We start from the raw sequence: 18,987 nt of genomic DNA on the forward strand, positions 1-18,987 counted from the left end.
CTACTCCCTCTCCCCATCGGGGAGAGGGTTGGGGTGAGGGGGGACCGACGTTGCTTTGGATAAAGTCAGGAGAATCTCGCCCAACACGCCGTCGATATTGGTCAACACGTCGTTGTTCCAGAAACGCAGCACGAGGTAGCCCATCGCGGTAAGAACGTGCGTGCGCTCCGTATCCCGCGAAGCCTGAACCGCGTGCTGGCCGCCATCCAGTTCGATGACGAGCTTACCGCCGGCGCAGCAGAAATCGACCACGAATCTGTCGATCGGCACCTGCCGCTTGAACTTCCATCCGCCGAGTCTTCGATCGCGAAGCCGGAGCCAGAGCGCACGCTCGGCATTCGTTTGTGATTCTCTCAAGCGGCGTGCGACAGGCGTGTTTCTTGTCATCGATTTTACTCGATATGCCCGACCCCCCTCACCCCGACCCTCTCCCCCACGGGGAGAGGGGGAAGCGGCCGCGCGTCGATGGGCCAGCACTTACGCCGCCTTCCGCGCGGCGTCCGGGCGGATGCCGAGCAGGTGGCAGATCGCGAAGACGAGGTCGGCGCGGTTCATGGTGTAGAAGTGGAAGGTATCGACGCCGCGCTTGGCGAGCTTTTGCACCTGTCCCGCCGCCACGGTCGCCGCGACCAGCTTGCGCGTTTCGGCGTCGTCGTCGAGGCCCTCGAACTTTTCGGCGAGCCAGGACGGCACGGTGGTGCCGGCCCTGGTCACGAAGTTTCTCGCCTGCCTGAAATTGTGCATCGGCATGATGCCGGGCACGATCGGAATGAAGATGCCGCGGGCGCGGACGCGATCGAGATAGCGAAGATAAAGGTCGTTGTCGAAAAACACCTGGGTGATGGCGCGGGTCGCGCCGGCATCGACCTTGGCCTTCAGGACATCGATGTCGGCATCGATGTCGGGGCTTTCCGGGTGCTTCTCCGGATAGGCCGAGACCGAGACCTCGATATCGCCATGCCGCCGCTTGATGCCGGCGACCAGATCGGCCGAGCTGCGATAGCCCTCGGGGTGGGTGCTGTAGGCGGTGCCGATGCCGCCCGGCGGGTCTCCCCGCAGCGCGACGATATGGCGGACGCCGATGTCGCGATAGCGGCTGACGATCTCGTCGATTTCCCCGCGCGCGGCGCCGACGCAAGTCAGATGCGCCGCCGGCCGCAGTTCGGTTTCGGACAGGATGCGCGCGATCGTCGAATGGGTGCGTTCACGGGTCGATCCGCCGGCGCCGTAGGTGACGGAGACGAAGCTCGGGTCCAGCGGCGCAAGGCGGGTGACGGTGTCCCACAGATTGCGCTCCATCTCCTCGGTCTTGGGCGGAAAGAACTCGAACGAGATCGCGGGGCGTTTTTGCGCAACAACGTCGTCATGCACCGGAGCGGAAGGGTCGATCATCGCTCGTCAAACTCCACTTCGTCGGCCTCAATATTTTCCGCCAGACGGGTCGCTTCGAAAAATGAGCACCGCCTCGACGGCCGGCGGTTCAGTCAAGGCATTCCAGACAGAATAGCCCAGGAGTCTCGCCCGATGTGATGGGAAATAGCCCAATAATCCTGATAAATAGGGCGAAAGATCTCAATATGCCAGTTTTGTGGGCAGCAATTCTTACAATCAAATAATTGATTATACTGTACTAATTGATAAAATGTTTTTGGGAAAAAATAGTTTATCAAAAGATGGTAACTTATCTGCCCAACCATATCGAGGCGCGAGCGCGCCACAGGCTGCGATCAGCCCGCCTGTTCGCGGAAGGTCGCGCGGAACGGATGAGCCGGATAGACCCCGACGATACGAAGCTCCTTGGAGAAAAACGTCAACTCCTCGAGCGCAAAAGTCAGCGCGCGGTCGTCGGGGTGGCCTTCGACATCGGCATAGAATTGCGTCGCGAAGAAATTGCCGTCGACCATGTAACTCTCGAGTTTTGTCATGTTGACGCCGTTGGTGGCGAAGCCGCCCATCGCCTTGTAGAGCGCGGCCGGCAGGTTGCGCACCCGGAAGACGAAGCTGGTGACCAGCGGCCCGGATCCCTGTTCGGCCCAGCGGGCCTCTCGCGCCAGCACCACGAAACGCGTGGTGTTGTGGGCCTCGTCCTCGATGTCCTCGGCCAGGATGTCGAGGCCGTGGATGTCCGCGGCAAGGCGCGAGGCGATCGCCGCGCAACTGCTGTCGCCGCGCTCGGCGACGATGCGCGCCGCGCCCGCGGTGTCGCCGGAAATGATCGGCCTGATCCCGAGCTTGCGGATGATGCGGCGGCATTGCCCTAGCGCGTGAACGTGGCTTTCGACGGTCTTGATGCCGGCGAGCGTCGCCCCGCGCGGCGCCACCAGTTGATGCCGGACCGGCAGGAAGTATTCGCCGACGATGAACAGTCCGGATTGCGGCAACAGGTAGTGAATGTCGGCGACGCGGCCGGCGACCGAATTCTCGATCGGGATCATGCCGAGGCCGGCTTCGCCTGATGCGATCGCGGCGAGAGCATCTTCGAAGGTCGCGCACGCCAACGGCTCGGCGTCGGGATAGGCATCGGCAATGGCGATGTGCGAATTCGCGCCAGGCTCGCCCTGGAAAGCGATTTTCATGGTCTGGGTCATGACGTCTTCTATCAGCCGGTCAGGTTTTCGCCAGCCAGAATACGGCGCGCGGTTTCGAGGTCGGCGGGGGTGTCGACGCCCCGCGGCACGTCATCCACGATCATGATGTCGATCCGCATTCCGTCTTCGAGCGCCCGCAACTGTTCGAGCCTTTCCTGCTGCTCCAGCGGCGAGGGCGGCAGTTCGACGAAGCGTTGCAGGGCCTTGCGGCGATAGGCGTAGAGCCCGATGTGGTGGTAGCGCGGCCCGTCGCCGTGTGGCGCGGTGGCGCGGGTGAAATAGAGCGCGCGCAGCCGGCGCGGAGCGACCCGCGATCCCACGGCCTTGACGACGTTCGGGTTGGTGGCCTCTTCCTCGGTGTGGATTTCGGCGGCCAGCGTCGCGATATCGACCGCGGGGTCGGCCAGAGGCTGGAGCACGTCGCGGATAATGTCGGGGCGGATGGTCGGGAAATCGCCCTGCAGGTTGACGATCGTCTCGATACGGCCTTCGGGGTCAAGCCGGCCGAGCGCCTCGAACACGCGGTCGGATCCGGACGGGTGGTCGGCGCGCGTCATGATCGCTTCGCCGCCATGGGCCGTCACCGCGGCCGCGATGGCGGGCGTGTCGGTTGCGACGGCGACGCGGCCGATCCCGGCGGCCTCCGCGCGCCGCAGGACGTGGACGACCATCGGCAGGCCGCCGATATCGAGAAGCGGTTTTCCGGGCAGTCGGGTGGCGGCCATGCGGGCCGGAATCAGCACCAGATTGCGAGTGTCGGTCATCGGTCGGGAAGTCCGCGGCCCGGAGAACATGATCGGAAATCGGGCGGTTTTTCAAAGGCTGCAGCGTTTATACGGGTTGTCAGGACATGGGCAAACCGTTATTCGTCCCGCCGCCCCCGGCGATATACTGATCGGTCGTCGCGGCGGCATTCGGTGGTCGTCCGCTCGGCCCCTCGCCGACCGTGGAAGACCTGGAGCCTGAAGACAGAGCCTGGCAAGGACTGGAGCCTGACCGAAAATGGACTCCTTCGATATCAATAAATTTCTCGGCGTGCTGCTGGGCACCTGCATTTTCGTGCTGGTCATGAATCTCGTTGCCCAGACCATTTTCGCGCCGGTCGTGCCGGCGAAGCCGGGTTTCAAGATTGACGTCAAGGAAGAGCCGGCGGCGGCTGCCAAGGAAGCCAAGGCTGACAATGCGGCCAAGCCGGCTGCCGAGGCGTCGATCGCGAAGCTGCTGCAGACGGCGTCGGTCGAGAAAGGCGCCGCTGCGGCCAAGAAGTGCGCCGCCTGTCATACTTTTGAGAAGGGCGGGCCGAATCGTGTGGGTCCCAATCTCTACGGCATTGTCGGAGAGCCGCGCGGCCAGGGTCGCGGGTTCAATTTTTCGGAGGCCATGAAAGCCAAGGGCGGCACCTGGACCTTCGAGGAGTTGAACAAGTTCCTCGCCAACCCGAAGGGCTACATCCCCGGCACCGCCATGTCGTTCGCCGGCGTGCCGAAGGACAGCGACCGCGCCGACATTATTGCTTATCTGAACAAGAACTCCGACAAGCCGGAGCCGCTGCCGGCCGTCACGAAATAGCTGCGCTGGCCTTCGGTGTGGCACGAGGGGCGAATGTGAGCCGCGAGGATTTCCCGGCCACATCGCCAACGGTTCTCCAATTCTCCCGACGTTTCACCGCACAAGTGCGGGAGGTGGGGTAGCGTCATCCCGAAAAACCGACATAATCGGCCGAAACAGTACGTCGCGCCGTAGCATTGGCGCGCCCGACAAATCGCAGGAATTTTGCTTTTGGCCTTCACCCGACGACGTCTTCTTCATGGCGGAGCCCTGATTGCAGCCGCTCCCGCGATTAAAGTCCTGACCGGCGCTCCGGCGTTTGAGGCGGCCCGCGCGCAGGCTGAGTCGGCCGCTCTCAAATGGCGGCATGGGGTTTCGCTGTTCGGCGACGTGAAATATCCGGAAGGCTTCAAGTACTTCGATTATGTCAATCCGGATGCACCCAAGGGCGGCACGGTGCGGCAGATCGCGCTTGGCACCTTCGACAATTTCAACCTTGTCGTGTCGGGGGTGAAGGGCTCGATCGCCGGAGCGGTCGGGCTCATCTATGAGTCGTTGACGACGCCATCGCTGGACGAGGTCGCGACGGAGTACGGCGCGCTCGCGGAGTCGGTCGGCTATCCCGACGATTTCTCCTTCGTGACCTATCGGCTGCGCGCGCAAGCGAAGTGGCACGATGGCAAGCCGGTGACGCCGGACGACGTGATTTTCTCGCTCAATTCGTTCAAGACGCATCATCCGTTCTATGCCGCCTATTATCGCCACGTCGCCAAGGTGGAGAAGACCGGTGAGCGCGACGTCACCTTCACCTTCGACGCGCCAGGAAACCGCGAACTGCCGCAAATCGTCGGACAACTGGTGGTGCTTCCCAAGCACTGGTGGGAAGGCACCGATGACGCCGGCAAGAAGCGCGACATTTCCGCGACCACGCTGGAGCCGCCGCTCGGCAGCGCCGCATACAGGATCAAGGGTTTCGAGGCGGCGCGTTCGGTCACGCTGGAGCGGGTCAAGGATTACTGGGGCTTGAACACCGGCTTCAATGTGGGCCGCAACAATTTCGACGAGTTGCGCTACGAGTATTTCCGCGACAGCACCGTTGCGCTCGAGGCCTTCAGGGGCGGCCAGATCGACTGGCGCATGGAGAACGTGGCCAAGAACTGGGCCACCGCTTATGACTTTCCGGCGGTGAAGGAAGGGCGCGTCATCCTGGAGGAATTCCCCAATCGCAGCTCGGGCGTGATGCAGGCATTTGCTCCCAACCTTCGCCGCGACAAGTTCAAGGACGCGCGGGTGCGGCGGGCGCTGAATTTCGCCTTCGATTTCGAGACCATGAATGAGCAACTTTTCTTCGGTCAGTACAAGCGCATCGCAAGCTATTTCGAGGGTACCGAACTGGCATCGAGCGGCCTGCCCGAGGGCCGGGAGCTTGAAATCCTCGAAACCGTCCGCGCTGAAGTCCCCCCGTCCGTGTTCACGACGCCCTACAGCAATCCGGTCGGCGGAAGTTCCGAGGCGGTTCGCAACAACCTGCGCGAGGGCATGAAACTCCTGAAAGAGGCGGGTTACGAAGTGCGCGGCGGCAGGCAGGTCGACGGCAAGACCGGCGCGCCGTTCGAGATCGAACTGCTGTCGGAAGATCCGAGTTTCGAACGGGTCCTGCTGTCCTACAAGCCTTCGCTGGAGCGCATGGGTCTTACCGTCAGCATCCGGACCATCGATTCGACACAGTACGAGAACCGGCTGCGGAACTGGGACTTCGACATGGTGGTCGCGTCGTGGGGCGAATCCCTGTCGCCGGGCAACGAACAGCGCGAGTTCTGGGGCTCGCGTGCGGCGGACATGCCCGGCTCGCGCAACGTTGTCGGCATCAAGAATCCCGCCATCGACAAGCTGATCGAGCGCGTGATCTTCGCCAAAGATCGCGCCGATCTGGTTGCCGCGACCCACGCGCTCGACCGCGTGCTGCTGCATCATAATTATGTCGTGCCGCAGTGGACCTATTCGAAAGTGCGCACGGCGCGATGGGATCGCTTCGGCCGGCCGGTCGAAATGCCGAAGTACGGTCTTGCGGCTTTCCCGGCGTTGTGGTGGTACGACGCCGACAAGGCGGCCAAGGTCGGCAATCGATCTTGAGGAGTTTCGTGCGGATGAGCCAGCCCAGCCGCCGGCAGGTGATAGGTCTCGGTATCGGTGCGGCAGCCACGGCCTGGTTCCGGCCGGCGGCCGCGGCCGGCGCGGAGACCGACTCCCAAGGAGAATCTCATGGCATGTCGGCGTTCGGCGACCTGAAATATCCGGCCGACTTCCATCATTTCGATTACGTCAATGCCGATGCGCCGAAGGGCGGACTGTTCTCGACCATTCCCTCGAGCCGCGCCTTCAATCAATCGTTCTTCACCTTCAATTCCCTCAACGCCTTTATCCTGAAAGGCGACGGCGCGAAAGGCATGGAGATGACGTTCACGTCGCTGATGGCGCGCGCAGGCGACGAGCCCGATGCGATGTATGGCCTGGCCGCGAAGTCGGTTCGCATCTCCGCCGACGGACTGACTTATCGCTTCACCATGCGGCCGGAGGCGCGGTTTCATGACGGGCAGAAGCTGACCGCGCGCGACGCCGCCTTTTCGCTGACGATTCTCAAGGCCAAGGGGCATCCCCTGATCACGCAGCAGATGCGCGACGTGGTGAGCGCGGAAGCATCCGACGATGCGACGCTGGTCGTGACCTTCGCAGCGAAGCGCGGACGCGACGTGCCGCCGTTCGTCGCCGGCCTGCCGATCTTTTCGCGAGCCTACTACACCGCGCATCCGTTCGAGGAATCGACGCTCGACATTCCGCTCGGCAGCGGGCCGTACAAGGTCGGCCGGTTCGAACCCAATCGTTTTATCGAATTCGATCGCGTGAAGGACTGGTGGGGCGCCGACCTTCCGGTCTGCCGCGGCAGCTACAATTTCGACACGGTGCGGTTCGATTTCTATCGCGACCGCGACGTGGCCTTCGAGGGCTTCTCCGGCCACAGCTACCTGTACCGCGAGGAGTTCACGTCGCGGATCTGGAATACGCGCTACGATTTCCCGGCGCTGATTAATGGCCGCGTCAAGCGCGAGCAGTTGCCGGACGAGACGCCGTCCGGCGCGCAAGGCTGGTTCATCAACACCCGACGCGACAAGTTCAAGGACCCGCGCGTCCGCGAGGCGCTCGACTGCGCTTTCGATTTCGAGTGGACCAACAAGAGCATCATGTACGGGGCCTACGTGCGGACGGTGTCGCCGTTCCAGAATTCCGACCTGATGGCGACCGGTCTGCCGTCGCCGGAAGAGGTGGCGCTGCTGGAGCCGTTCCGCGGCAAGGTGCCCGACGAGGTGTTCGGCATGCCGTTCGTGCCGCCGGTGTCCGACGGTTCCGGGCAGGACCGCAAGCTGTTGCGCAGGGCCACGCAACTGCTCAACGACGCGGGCTTTCATATCAAGGACGGCAAGCGGGTGACCCCGCAGGGCGAAGTGTTCCGCGTCGAGTTCCTGCTCGACGAGCCCGCGTTCGAGGCCCATCACATGCCGTATATCAAGAACCTCGGAACCCTCGGCATCGAGGCGACGCTGCGGCTCGTCGATCCCGTGCAGGCGAGGGCGCGACGCGACGACTTCGATTTCGATATGGTGATCGAACGTTTCGGCTTCTCGACCGTTCCGGGCGACTCGCTGCGGCCGTTCTTTTCGTCGCGGGCAGCGAGGACCAAGGGATCGAACAACCTCGCCGGGATCGCCGATCCCGCGGTCGATGCCCTGATGGAACAGGTGATCGCGGCCGATACTCGCGCAAAACTCGTGTTCGCCGCGCGCGCGCTGGACCGCGTCATTCGCGCCGGCCGTTACTGGGTGCCGCAATGGTACTCGAACGTGCATCGGCTGGCCTATTGGGACGTCTTCGCCCATCCGCCGAGCCTGCCGAAGTATCTCGGCGTGATGGCGCCTGACATCTGGTGGTCGCAGCCGGCCAAACCGGCCTCATCCGGACAGGCGAAATAGGCATGAGCGCTTATATCGTCCGCCGCCTCCTTTTGATGATTCCCACGTTGCTGGGCATCCTGTTCGTGTCGTTCGTCGTGGTGCAGTTCGCGCCCGGCGGTCCGGTCGAGCGCGTGATCGCGCAACTCAGCGGTTCGGACACCGGCGGAATGTCGCGCATTTCCGGATCGTCCGGCGGCGATTTCGGCGCGCGCAGCCAGGTCGGAGCGTCTTCCGACGCCATCAATTCGAAATACCGCGGCGCGCAGGGGCTCGATCCCGCCTTCATCAAGAGCCTCGAAAAGCAGTTCGGCTTCGACAAGCCGGCGCCCGAACGCTTTCTGCTGATGTTGTGGAACTTCTCCCGTTTCGATTTCGGCAAAAGCTATTTCCGCGACACCACCGTGATCCAGCTCATCAAGGAGAAGCTGCCGGTTTCGATGTCGCTCGGCATCTGGATGACGCTTCTGACCTACCTGATTTCGATCCCGCTCGGAATCCGTAAAGCCGTGAAAGACGGATCGCGCTTCGACACCTGGACCTCGGCGGTGATTATCGTCGGCTTTGCGATCCCCGGATTTCTGTTTGCGATCCTGCTCATCATCCTGTTCGCCGGCGGATCGTTCTTCAGCATCTTCCCCTTGCGCGGATTGACGTCGGACGGCTGGAGCCAGTTTCCCTGGTACTGGAAGATCCTCGACTATTTCTGGCATCTGACGCTGCCCATCGTCTCGATGGCGCTTGGCGCCTTCGCGACCATGACGCTGCTGACCAAGAATTCGTTCCTCGACGAAATCCGCAAGCAGTACGTGATGACGGCGCGCGCCAAGGGGTGCAGCGAACGACAGGTGCTTTACAATCACGTGTTTCGCAACGCCATGCTGATCGTCATTGCCGGCTTTCCCGGCGCATTCGTTCACGCCTTCTTTTCAGGGTCGCTTTTGATCGAAACCATCTTCTCGCTCGACGGGCTCGGCCTTCTGGGTTTCGAGAGCGTGCTCAACCGCGACTATCCCGTGGTGTTCGGCACGCTCTTCATCTTTTCGCTGATCGGGCTTGTCATCAACCTGATCTCCGACCTGACCTATATGTGGATCGACCCGCGGATCGACTTCGAGGCGCGGGAGGTCTGATGACGGTGACGTTGCCAAAGCCCGTCGAAGCCGAAGCCGTCTCGCCGCTCGGCGAGGCCGTGCCGCCGGGACGGCATCGGCTCCGTCTGTCGCCGCTCAACCGCCGCCGCTGGCAGAGTTTCAAATCGAACCGGCGCGGCTACTGGTCGCTCTGGATATTCACGATCCTGTTCGTCATTTCGTTGTTCGCGGAATTGATCGCCAACGACCGGCCGTTGCTGATCCGGTTCGACGGGCACTTCTATTTTCCGGCATTCGTGACCTATCCGGAAACCGCGTTCGGCGGCGATTTCGAGACCGCCGCCGATTATCGCGACCCCTATGTTCAGAAGCTGATCAAGGGCAAGGGCGGCACCATCATCTGGCCGCCGATCCGCTATTCCTACGACACCCACAACCTCGATCTGCCGACGCCGGCGCCCTCGAAGCCGACCTGGCTCTTGACCGAGGCCGAATGCAAGGACGTGGTGCAGCGCAAGCACCTCACGGGCTGCCGCGATCTCGAATACAACTGGCTCGGGACCGACGATCAGGGCCGCGATGTCGTGGCGCGGCTGATTTACGGATTCCGGATTTCGGTGCTGTTCGGGCTTTGCCTGACCATCGTGTCGTCGGTCATCGGCATCGCCGCTGGCGGCGTGCAGGGCTATTTCGGCGGCTGGGTCGATCTCGCCTTCCAGCGCTTCATCGAGGTCTGGACCGCGATTCCCTCGCTCTACCTGCTCCTGATCCTGTCGTCGGTGCTGGTGCCGGGATTCTTCGTGCTGCTCGGCATCCTGCTGCTGTTTTCATGGGTGTCGCTGGTCGGTCTGGTGCGCGCCGAATTCCTGCGCGGCCGCAACTTCGAATACATCACGGCGGCGCGGGCGCTCGGCGTGTCGAATGCAACCATCATGTTCCGTCACCTTCTGCCGAACGCCATGGTCGCGACCATGACGTTCCTGCCCTTCATCGTGTCGTCGTCGGTGATGACCCTGACCGCGCTGGATTTCCTCGGCTTCGGTCTGCCGCCGGGTTCGCCCTCGCTCGGCGAAATGCTGGCGCAGGGCAAGGCCAACGTGCAGGCGCCGTGGCTCGGCTTCACCGGATTTTTCGCGCTCGCGATCATGCTGTCGCTTTTGATCTTCATCGGCGAGGCGGTGCGCGATGCCTTCGATCCGCGCAAGACGTTCAGGTAAGGCTCGCATGGACGCCATCGATCAGCCGCTGCTCGAGGTTCGCGACCTGTCCGTCGCGTTTCACCATGCCGGCGGAACGTCGGTCGCCGTCGATCGCATTTCGTTCGATATCAAGCGCGGCGAGTGCGTGGCGCTGGTCGGCGAATCCGGGTCCGGGAAATCCGTCAGCGCGCTGTCGGTCCTCAAGCTGCTGCCCTATCCGGCGGCGTCGCACCCCTCCGGCCATATCCGCTTCGAGGGCCGCGAGTTGCTCGGCCTGTCCGAACGCGAGATCAGGAGCATTCGCGGCAATGATATCTCGATCATCTTCCAGGAGCCGATGACCTCGCTCAATCCGCTGCACACGATCGAATCGCAGATCGGCGAGACCCTGCTGTTGCACGGCGGGGCTCGCGGCGCGACGGCGCGGCGGCGCACGATTGAGCTATTGACGCAGGTCGGCATTCCCGAGCCGGAAACCCGGCTCGCCAGCTATCCGCACCAGTTGTCCGGCGGCCAGCGCCAGCGCGTGATGATCGCGATGGCGCTCGCCAACGAACCCGACCTTCTGATCGCGGATGAGCCGACGACAGCGCTCGACGTCACCGTGCAGGCGCAGATCCTGGCGCTGCTGGCGGATATCCGCGCCCGGCTCGGAATGAGCCTTTTGTTCATCACCCACGATCTCAGCATCGTCCGCCGCATCGCCGACCGTGTCTACGTGATGAATGGCGGAAAGATCGTCGAGAAGGGGCCGGTCGCGCAGGTCTTCGAATCGCCGCGGCATCCCTACACGCGCGAGCTTCTGGCCGCGGAGCCGAAGCCCGATCCGGCGCCGCCGCGCCCCGAATCGCCGGTCGTGATCGCCGCCGACGATCTCAAGGTGTGGTTTCCGATCCGGCGCGGGGTGCTGCGCAAGACGGTCGGCCATATCAAGGCGGTGGACGGCGTGACGCTGACAGTGCGCAAGGGCGAGACGCTTGGCGTCGTCGGCGAATCCGGATCCGGCAAGACCACGCTCGGGCTGGCGCTGTTGCGGCTGATCTCGTCGGACGGCCCGATCGTGTTCCTCGGCAAGAACATCCAGGGTTTGCGTTTCAAGCAGATGCGGCCGTTCCGCCGCGACATGCAGATCGTGTTTCAGGATCCGTTCGGGGCGCTGAGCCCGCGGATGTCGGTCGGCGATATCGTGGCCGAGGGCTTGAGCGTGCATCAGCGCTCGCTGTCCGACGCCGAACGCGAGGCGCGGGTGGTCAAGGCGCTGACGGATGTCGGGCTCGATCCAGCGACGCGCTTTCGCTATCCGCACGAATTCTCCGGCGGCCAGCGCCAGCGCATCAGCATCGCGCGCGCCGTGGTGCTGGAGCCGGATTTCGTCGTTCTGGACGAGCCGACCAGCGCGCTCGACATGCTGTTCCAGGCGCAGATGGTCGATCTCCTGCGCGATCTGCAGCGCAAGCGCGATCTGACCTACATGTTCATCTCGCACGACCTGCGCGTGGTCGCCTCGCTCGCCAGCCATCTCATCGTGATGCGGCACGGCAAGGTGGTGGAGGAGGGGCCGGCATCGGCATTGTTCAAGAGCCCGAAGTCGGATTACACGCGCGCGCTGTTCGCCGCGGCGTTCCGGCTGGAGACTGCAAACGTGGAAGCCTGAGACCCCGTTTGGGGTTCGTGTCGGACGTGTCCCGGCTCAGCACCGCAGCGCTGGCGCGCTGCGGTGCATCCGGGACACGGGCGCTGCTACAGCCGCCTCACGCTGGTCACGTCGCTTCCTGCCGCCCTGATGCGGGCGATCGCTTCGTCAATGTCCTCGATGGCTGTTGCCATGTGATGCGCGTTGGCGTGGACAAGCGTGGTTGCGTTGCGGACGATGGCGACGTGGCCTTTCCAGAAGATGAGGTCGCCGCGCCGCGGCTGTTGCGCCTCTGCTGGTGACAACGCGCGTCCCAAAGCGGTTTCCTGCATGTCGCTGTCGCGCGGACAACGGATGCCGGCGGCGTTGAGCGCCACCTGCACGAGACCGGAGCAGTCGATGCCGAGACTGGTCTTGCCGCCCCAGAGATAAGGCGTTCCGGCGAACATTTCGGCGACCGCGACGAAATCGCCGGCGATATGATCGAGCGGCGCGACATGGACCGCGGGGATGTAGAGATCGCCGGACGCGATGGCGAAGACGCCGTCATGACGCTGGACGCTCAGGCGCGCGCCGAGCGGCAGCGTCTGCGCCGGCGCGAGTTTGATCGACGGCCCCGGAAAGGCGAACGTCCGCAGCGCGATGACCTTGTGGGTCGGTGCTGCGCGGGGCCTTGCAAGCGCGCGGTCGGGAATCCATCCGACATAGCCGTCGCTTTTCAATTGGCACCAGGCCCAGCCTTCGGCGCTGTGATCGTAGACCGTGACGCGCTCGCCGTAGAGAGCCTGGGTGTCAATCATGGCGTCGGGCGCAGGCCCGCGCTGCAGCGGCGCAACGGCGTCGACGACCTCGCGCTCCTCGCCGTCGACGTAGCGCGCGGCCTTGATCCGGCCTTCGAGATAACGCGCGGCAATGTCGGGCCGCGCCGGCGTCAGGCGCGGATCATCCATGACGTTCGCCCAGCAGTCGGTAGATCGCGCGCACGGCCTGGCATTCGCCGCCCTCGGGTCGCGCCGGCTTCGCCGACGGCGTCCAGCCGTAGATGTCGACGTGAAGCCAGCTTGTCGTCGCCTCGACGAAGCGTTGCAGGAACAGCGCGCAGGTGATCGAACCGGCGAAGCCGCCCGATGGCGCATTGTTGATGTCGGCGACCTTGGAATCCAGCCACGCGTCGTAAGCGGGCCATAGCGGCATCCGCCACAGCGGATCGTTCTCGGCCTGCGCGCAGCGCGCGACGTCGCGCGCGAGTGTCTCGTCGTTCGTATAGAAAGGCGGAATGTCCGGTCCGAGCGCAACGCGCGCCGCGCCGGTGAGCGTGCCGAGATCGATCAGAAGATCGGGTTTGTCTTCATCGGCCAGCGCCAGCGCGTCGGCGAGAACCAGCCGGCCTTCGGCGTCGGTGTTGCCGATTTCCACCGTCGGTCCCTTGCGCGACGGAAAGATATCCAGCGGTCGAAACGCGTTGCCGGCCACCGCGTTCTCCACCGCCGGGATCAGGACGCGCAGCCGGATTTTCAGCTTCGCATCCATGACCGTCTGCGCCAAAGCCAGCACATTGGCCGCGCCGCCCATGTCCTTCTTCATGATCTGCATGCCGCTGGCGGGTTTGAGATCGACGCCGCCGGTGTCGAAGCAGACGCCTTTGCCGACCAGCGTGACCTTCGGATGCGCCGGGTCGCCCCAGGCGATGTCGATCAGGCGCGGCGCGCGCGGCGACGCCATTCCGACCGCGTGGATCAGCGGGAAATTCCTGTGCCTCAGATCGTCGCCGACGATGCAACGGAATTCCGCGCCGAAGTGCTGCGCGAGATTCTGCGCCACTGCGGCGAGTTCTTCCGGTCCCATGTCGTTGGCGGGCGTGTTGATGAGATCGCGGGCGAGCGCCGCGGCGTCCGCCATCCGCGAGATATCGGCGACGTCGACGCCATCGGGCGGCACCAGCCGCGCTTTCGGCGCGTCGGCCTTGCGGTAGCGATCGAAGCGGTAGCTGCCGAGCGCAAAGGCCAGCGTCGCGAGATGCATATCATCGGTCGCGTTGGCGAAGCGGAATGTGCCGGCGGGCAGCAGGCCCGGCAGCTTGCCGGCGAGGAAGGGATCGTGCGAGCGGCCCGCCGTATCGCCGAGTCCGAAAAGGATGTGCGAGACCTCGCCGCTCGCTCCGGGCAGCGCGAGGTACTGTCCCGCCTTCGCCGCAAAGCCGTTCGCCTCGGCGAACCGGCGCGCCGGACCGTCGAGCGTTGCGCCGGTTTTTTCCCATGCCGCCGCGGCCACGAGGGTGATCGGAACGGCCTCCCCGGCCGGCGCGGTCGAAAACGCGGGATGCATGGTTGTCTCGATCTCTGTTCGATGAGGGAAAGTCTAGCGGCTATAGCATTTTCGCGCGAAGTGGAATCCGGTTCGCGTGAAGAAAATGCGTCAAATCAAGCATCTGGAGTCTTTCGCCGTTTCCGTGAAACGGTGAGAGACTTCAGGCGCGCGGGCGTCGGTCGGCGTAGTTAACCAGACGTTAGGGTTAACAGTCTATTGCTGAAATCGTCCGGCTTTCCGATCAGCCCGCGAATTGTGAGTCAAAGTGCCATGCGTCAGCAATCTTGTCTCGCCAGGCTTCTCGCATCCGCCGCTGTGACGGCGCTGCTGGCGATCGGCCTCGGCGGTTGTCAAACCACGGGCATGTCCGATATCACCGGCTCGCTGGGCGTGAAGGCAAATCTTGAATCCGATCCTCATCGCGCTGTGGAAATCTATGGCGAGCGATTTCGCGCCAATCCCCGCGATCCCGACGTCGCCTTGAAATACGGACAGGCGTTGCGCGCCATCGGGCAACGTGCCCAGGCCGTCGCGGTGCTTGAGCGCGCCGCGATCCTCAATCCTGGCAACAAGGCGGTGCTCGCCGGCTGGGGGCGGGCGCTGGCCGATAACGGTCAGTCACAGGAGGCATTCGATGTGCTCAGCCGGGCGCACACGCCGGCAAATCCGGACTGGCGGATTCTCTCGGTGCAGGGAACCACGCTCGACAAGCTCGGCCGTCACGACGAAGCGCGCCGCTATTATGCGAGCGCACTCAGGCTCATGCCGAACGAGCCGTCGGTGCTGTCCAATCTGGGCATGTCCTATGTCCTGACCAAGGACCTTGCAAAAGCCGAGGAGGTACTGCGCCGCGCTTATGCCGGCGCTCGGTCCGACAGCCGGATCCGGCAGAATCTGGCGCTTGTCGTCGGCCTGCAGGGCCGGTTCGACGAGGCTGAGAGCATCGTGAAGGCCGATCTGCCCGCCGACGAGGCCGAAGCCAACGTCGCCTATCTCAAGCAGATGCTGGGGCGCGGCGGCAATGCGCGCGCCGGCGCGGGTGATGCTCTCGGCCCGCATTCCAGCAGGTCGTGAAGACCTGGAGAAAAGCCTGAACGCGGTTCGTGGCGGGGAGCGACCGGCCTGGCGGATTCCCCGGCGGGCCGATTGCAGGCCTCAATGCATCTGGGCCGCGACCTTGATGCCGGTCGGTCCGAGAATGACCACGAACAATACGGGCAAAAAGAACACGATCATCGGGACCGTCAGCTTGGGCGGCAGGGCGGCCGCCTTCTTCTCGGCTTCGGACATGCGCATGTCGCGGTTTTCCTGAGCCATCACGCGAAGGCTCTGGGAGAGCGGAGTGCCGTATCGTTCCGACTGCTGGAGCGCGAGGCACACGGACTTCACGCCTTCGACCCCGGTGCGTTTCGCCAGGTTCTCATAGGCGACCTTGCGGTCCTGAAGATAGGACAGCTCGGCCGTGGTCAGCGTGAACTCCTCGGCCAGAGCGACCGACTGGGACCCGATTTCCGTGCTGACCCTGCGAAACGCGACTTCGATGGACATGCCGGATTCGATGCAGATCAGCAGCAGATCGAGCGCGTCCGGAAAGGCTCGCTTGATCGAGAGCTGGCGCTTGGCAATGGCGTTCTTCAGAAACAGCATCGGTGCTTGCAGGCCGAGGAACGCGGCGCCGATGCAGATGCCCACCTTGAGCGGCATGGAATGCTGCATGCCCGATAACAGAAAAACGTAGCCGGCGGCCCCCATCAGCATCACGATCGGGGTGACCATGCGGAAGAACAGGAAGGTGATGTAGGGAGCCTGACCGCGATACCCCGCCATGACGAGCTTCTCGCGCGCGGCCTCCTGAGCCACCCACTTTCCGAGATTGAGATCTTCCACGACCCTCGAGACGAGTTGCTTTGGAGCTTGACGTAACGAGACCTTTTCGGATTTCGCGAGACGCTCGCGCTCGCGCTGCCTGATGCGCTCGCGCTCGCTGGCGACCGCCTTCATCCGCTTGGCGAGGCCCTCCGCCGCGAAGAACGGCGTAATCAGCGTGTAGGCAGTCGCGCTGGCGGCAATGGCGGCGAGAACCATCGTCATGAACCGGGGATCGTGAATTTTTTCGATCAGAAGGTCGAGCATGTTGCACCGTCAGAAGTCGAAATTGATCATTTTCTTCATCACGAAGATGCCGGCCGACATCCATATGACGCAGCCGGCCAGCATCAGCCGCCCGGTAGGATGGGTCCACAGCAGCGCGATGTAATCCGGCGTGGTCAGATAGACCAGCAGCATGACGACCGGAGGCAGCGCGCCGATGATGGTGGCCGACGCTTTTGCTTCCATCGACATGGCCTGGATCTTTTCGGCCATCTTCTTGCGGTCGCGCAGCACCTTGGACAGATTGCCGAGAGCCTCGGACAGATTGCCGCCGGATTTCTGCTGGATCGCGACAACGATGCCGAAGAAGTTCGCTTCGGGTAGCGGCATCCGCTCGTACAGCCGGGAACAGGCGTCGCCGAGCGGCATGCCGATCGCTTGCGTCTCGATGATCGCCGCAAATTCGCTTTTCAACGGCTCCGGCGAGTCGGCCGCGACGACCTTGAGGGATTCGAACAGAGGCAGGCCGGCCTTGATGCCGCGTACGATTACATCCACCGCATCCGGAAGCGCGCGCAGAAAGGCCTTCTCGCGACGCGTTTTGAGGAAGCCCAGCAGCCAGCGCGGCAAACCGAAGCCCGCCGCGAAGGCAAGCCCGATGGCGGCGATAGGCCCGGCGTCGAGCATGAGCGGAACCGCAAAACAGACCGCCGCCAAAATGCCGGAGACGATCAGGAATTTCTCCTTCGACCAGGACAGGCCCGCCTGGGCGATCCGGTTGTTGAGCGTGATCTTGCTGTCGCGCCTGTTGCGCTGCTCGATTTCCCGCAGCGATCCCTCGATCTGTTCGCGCCGCGAGCGCTGGGCCCGGTCGATCTGGCGGACCGCCGGCGCAGTCCGCGCGAACGCGGCACGGCGCTTCTCCGCCTTTGCCTCTCCGGACATCGCCGGATACAGAAATACCCATGCGATGCCGCCCACCGCGGTCGCAGCCATGAATGCCAGTGCGAGGGTCTGCAAGTTCATGGGCGTCCTCAGATATCGATCTTGACTTCCGCCGCATCCAGCGCTGCCGCGAGCCGCTTTTCTTCATTGTAATATCGCGCGCGTTCCCAGAACCGCGGACGGCCGATTCCCGTCGAACGGTGCCGACCGATCACCTTTCCGTTGGCGTCCTCGCCAAGCAGATCGTAGACGAAGATATCCTGGGTAATGATGGTGTCGCCTTCCATCCCCATCAACTCGGTGATGTGAGTGATGCGCCGCGAGCCGTCGCGAAGACGGGCAGCCTGGATGATGATATCGATCGAAGCGCAGATCATTTCGCGAATGGTGCGCGAAGGCAACGCGAAGCCGCCCATCGTGATCATCGACTCGCAGCGTGACAGCGCCTCGCGCGGGTTGTTGGCATGCAGCGTTCCCATCGAGCCGTCATGACCGGTGTTCATGGCCTGCAGCAGGTCGAATGCCTCGGGTCCGCGAACCTCGCCGACGATGATGCGTTCGGGGCGCATGCGCAGGCAGTTGCGGACCAGCTCGCGCATCGTCACCTGACCCTCGCCTTCGATGTTGGGCGGACGGGTTTCGAGCCTGACGACGTGCGGCTGCTGCAACTGGAGTTCGGCAGCGTCTTCGCAGGTGATGATGCGCTCGTCGTGATCGATATAGTTCGTGAGGCAATTCAATAGCGTCGTCTTGCCGGAGCCGGTGCCGCCCGAGATCAGCACATTGGCGCGGCAGCGCCCGATGATCTGCAGGATGGTGCCGCCTTCCGGCGTAATGGCGCCGAACTTCACCAGTTGATCGAGAGTCAGCTTGTCTTTCTTGAATTTCCGGATCGTCAGCGCGGGTCCGTCGATCGCGAGCGGCGGAACGATGGCGTTGACGCGGGAGCCGTCGGCGAGCCGCGCGTCGCATATCGGCGAGGATTCGTCGACCCGGCGGCCGACCTGGCTGACGATCCGCTGGCAGATGTTGAGCAGTTGCTGGTTGTCGCGGAAGCGGATTCCGGTCCGCTGGATCTTTCCGGCGACTTCGATGAAGACCGTGCCGGCGCCGTTGACCATGATGTCAGCGATGTCGTCGCGCGACAGCAGAGGTTCAAGCGGACCGTAGCCGAGGACGTCGTTGCAGATGTCGTCGAGCAGCTCTTCCTGCTCGGCGATCGACATCACGATATTCTTGATCGCGATGATCTCGTTGACGATGTCGCGGATTTCCTCGCGCGCGGATTCGCTGTCCAGCTTGGCGAGCTGGGCGAGGTCGATCGCCTCGATCAGGGCGCCGAAGATCGTTGCCTTGACCTGATAATAGGTATCGGACCGGCGGGAATCGATGGTCGGCGCCGGCGGCGCAGGCCGGGTCGGCGCCAGCGACGGCGAGGCGACGATCGGCGAAGCAATCTCTGCGGGCGCCCGCGCATTCTGGCCGGCCGGCATGGCCTCCAGGGTCAGACCTCCCGGCTTTCGGCCCTCGTTCTCCGGTCCGCTACGCTTGCCAAACACGACAGTACTCCACGCGATG

General features: G+C 63.6%; 16 protein-coding genes. 7 read left to right on the top strand and 9 right to left on the bottom strand.

What is annotated here, in order from left to right; genetic code table 11:
• From ACMDCM_RS15495 to ACMDCM_RS15510, 4 genes are all read right to left on the bottom strand, one after another.
• A complete protein-coding gene (locus ACMDCM_RS15495; protein WP_412774380.1) occupies window positions 1-387 on the bottom strand; it encodes an endonuclease domain-containing protein in 387 nt (128 codons plus the stop codon).
• Between the two features lie 90 nt (window positions 388-477).
• Window positions 478-1,392 (bottom strand): methylenetetrahydrofolate reductase [NAD(P)H], encoded by a 915-nt coding sequence (gene metF / locus ACMDCM_RS15500; protein ID WP_412774381.1) that lies wholly within the window; start codon window positions 1,390-1,392, stop codon window positions 478-480.
• Window positions 1,393-1,727: 335 nt separating this feature from the next.
• The gene (locus ACMDCM_RS15505; RefSeq protein ID WP_412774382.1) at window positions 1,728-2,588 is read right to left on the bottom strand and encodes a prephenate dehydratase; all 861 of its coding nucleotides are present in this window, start codon (window positions 2,586-2,588) and stop codon (window positions 1,728-1,730) included.
• An 11-nt stretch (window positions 2,589-2,599) separates the two neighbouring features.
• On the bottom strand, window positions 2,600-3,352 hold the full coding sequence (locus ACMDCM_RS15510; RefSeq protein ID WP_412774383.1) for a 3-deoxy-manno-octulosonate cytidylyltransferase: 753 nt from the start codon (window positions 3,350-3,352) through the stop codon (window positions 2,600-2,602).
• Between the two features lie 238 nt (window positions 3,353-3,590).
• Between ACMDCM_RS15510 and ACMDCM_RS15515 the strand changes: the two genes are divergently transcribed.
• The 6 genes from ACMDCM_RS15515 (at window position 3,591) to ACMDCM_RS15540 (ending at window position 12,087) form a co-directional block, all read left to right on the top strand.
• Window positions 3,591-4,157 (top strand): c-type cytochrome, encoded by a 567-nt coding sequence (locus ACMDCM_RS15515; protein ID WP_412774384.1) that lies wholly within the window; start codon window positions 3,591-3,593, stop codon window positions 4,155-4,157.
• A gap of 210 nt (window positions 4,158-4,367) precedes the next feature.
• Window positions 4,368-6,269 (top strand): extracellular solute-binding protein, encoded by a 1,902-nt coding sequence (locus ACMDCM_RS15520; protein WP_412774385.1) that lies wholly within the window; start codon window positions 4,368-4,370, stop codon window positions 6,267-6,269.
• Between the two features lie 14 nt (window positions 6,270-6,283).
• On the top strand, window positions 6,284-8,161 hold the full coding sequence (locus tag ACMDCM_RS15525) for an extracellular solute-binding protein (protein ID WP_412774386.1): 1,878 nt from the start codon (window positions 6,284-6,286) through the stop codon (window positions 8,159-8,161).
• 2 nt (window positions 8,162-8,163) lie between these two features.
• A complete protein-coding gene (locus ACMDCM_RS15530; protein WP_412774387.1) occupies window positions 8,164-9,273 on the top strand; it encodes a microcin C ABC transporter permease YejB in 1,110 nt (369 codons plus the stop codon).
• Window positions 9,273-10,451: an ABC transporter permease gene (locus ACMDCM_RS15535; RefSeq protein WP_412774388.1), complete on the top strand. Its 1,179-nt coding sequence runs from the start codon at window positions 9,273-9,275 to the stop codon at window positions 10,449-10,451. The genes ACMDCM_RS15530 and ACMDCM_RS15535 overlap by 1 nt, the downstream gene beginning before the upstream one ends.
• 7 nt (window positions 10,452-10,458) lie before the next feature.
• Window positions 10,459-12,087, top strand: a complete 1,629-nt coding sequence (locus tag ACMDCM_RS15540; protein ID WP_412774389.1) for an ABC transporter ATP-binding protein — start codon at window positions 10,459-10,461, stop codon at window positions 12,085-12,087.
• 86 nt (window positions 12,088-12,173) lie between these two features.
• On the opposite strand, the gene ACMDCM_RS15545 is transcribed toward ACMDCM_RS15540, so the two are convergent.
• Both ACMDCM_RS15545 and ACMDCM_RS15550 read right to left on the bottom strand, forming a co-directional pair.
• A complete protein-coding gene (locus ACMDCM_RS15545; protein ID WP_412774390.1) occupies window positions 12,174-13,016 on the bottom strand; it encodes a C40 family peptidase in 843 nt (280 codons plus the stop codon).
• Window positions 13,009-14,391: a leucyl aminopeptidase family protein gene (locus ACMDCM_RS15550; protein WP_412774391.1), complete on the bottom strand. Its 1,383-nt coding sequence runs from the start codon at window positions 14,389-14,391 to the stop codon at window positions 13,009-13,011. Before ACMDCM_RS15550 ends, ACMDCM_RS15545 begins: the two co-directional genes overlap by 8 nt.
• Window positions 14,392-14,643: 252 nt before the next feature.
• On the opposite strand from ACMDCM_RS15550, the gene ACMDCM_RS15555 reads away from it, so the two are divergent.
• On the top strand, window positions 14,644-15,447 hold the full coding sequence (locus ACMDCM_RS15555) for a tetratricopeptide repeat protein (protein ID WP_412774392.1): 804 nt from the start codon (window positions 14,644-14,646) through the stop codon (window positions 15,445-15,447).
• An 81-nt stretch (window positions 15,448-15,528) separates the two neighbouring features.
• Here the strand turns inward: ACMDCM_RS15555 and ACMDCM_RS15560 are convergent, their stop codons facing one another.
• From ACMDCM_RS15560 to ACMDCM_RS15570, 3 genes are read right to left on the bottom strand one after another with little or no spacing between them, the layout of a single operon-like run.
• Window positions 15,529-16,506 (bottom strand): type II secretion system F family protein, encoded by a 978-nt coding sequence (locus tag ACMDCM_RS15560; protein ID WP_412774393.1) that lies wholly within the window; start codon window positions 16,504-16,506, stop codon window positions 15,529-15,531.
• A gap of 9 nt (window positions 16,507-16,515) precedes the next feature.
• A complete protein-coding gene (locus ACMDCM_RS15565) occupies window positions 16,516-17,490 on the bottom strand; it encodes a type II secretion system F family protein (protein ID WP_412774394.1) in 975 nt (324 codons plus the stop codon).
• Between the two features lie 8 nt (window positions 17,491-17,498).
• Window positions 17,499-18,968, bottom strand: a complete 1,470-nt coding sequence (locus tag ACMDCM_RS15570; protein WP_412774395.1) for a CpaF family protein — start codon at window positions 18,966-18,968, stop codon at window positions 17,499-17,501.
• Between the last annotated feature and the right edge of the window lie 19 nt (window positions 18,969-18,987).

Origin of the sequence: Nitrobacter sp. (assembly GCF_047149785.1) — a bacterium.
Lineage (GTDB): Bacteria > Pseudomonadota > Alphaproteobacteria > Rhizobiales > Xanthobacteraceae > Nitrobacter.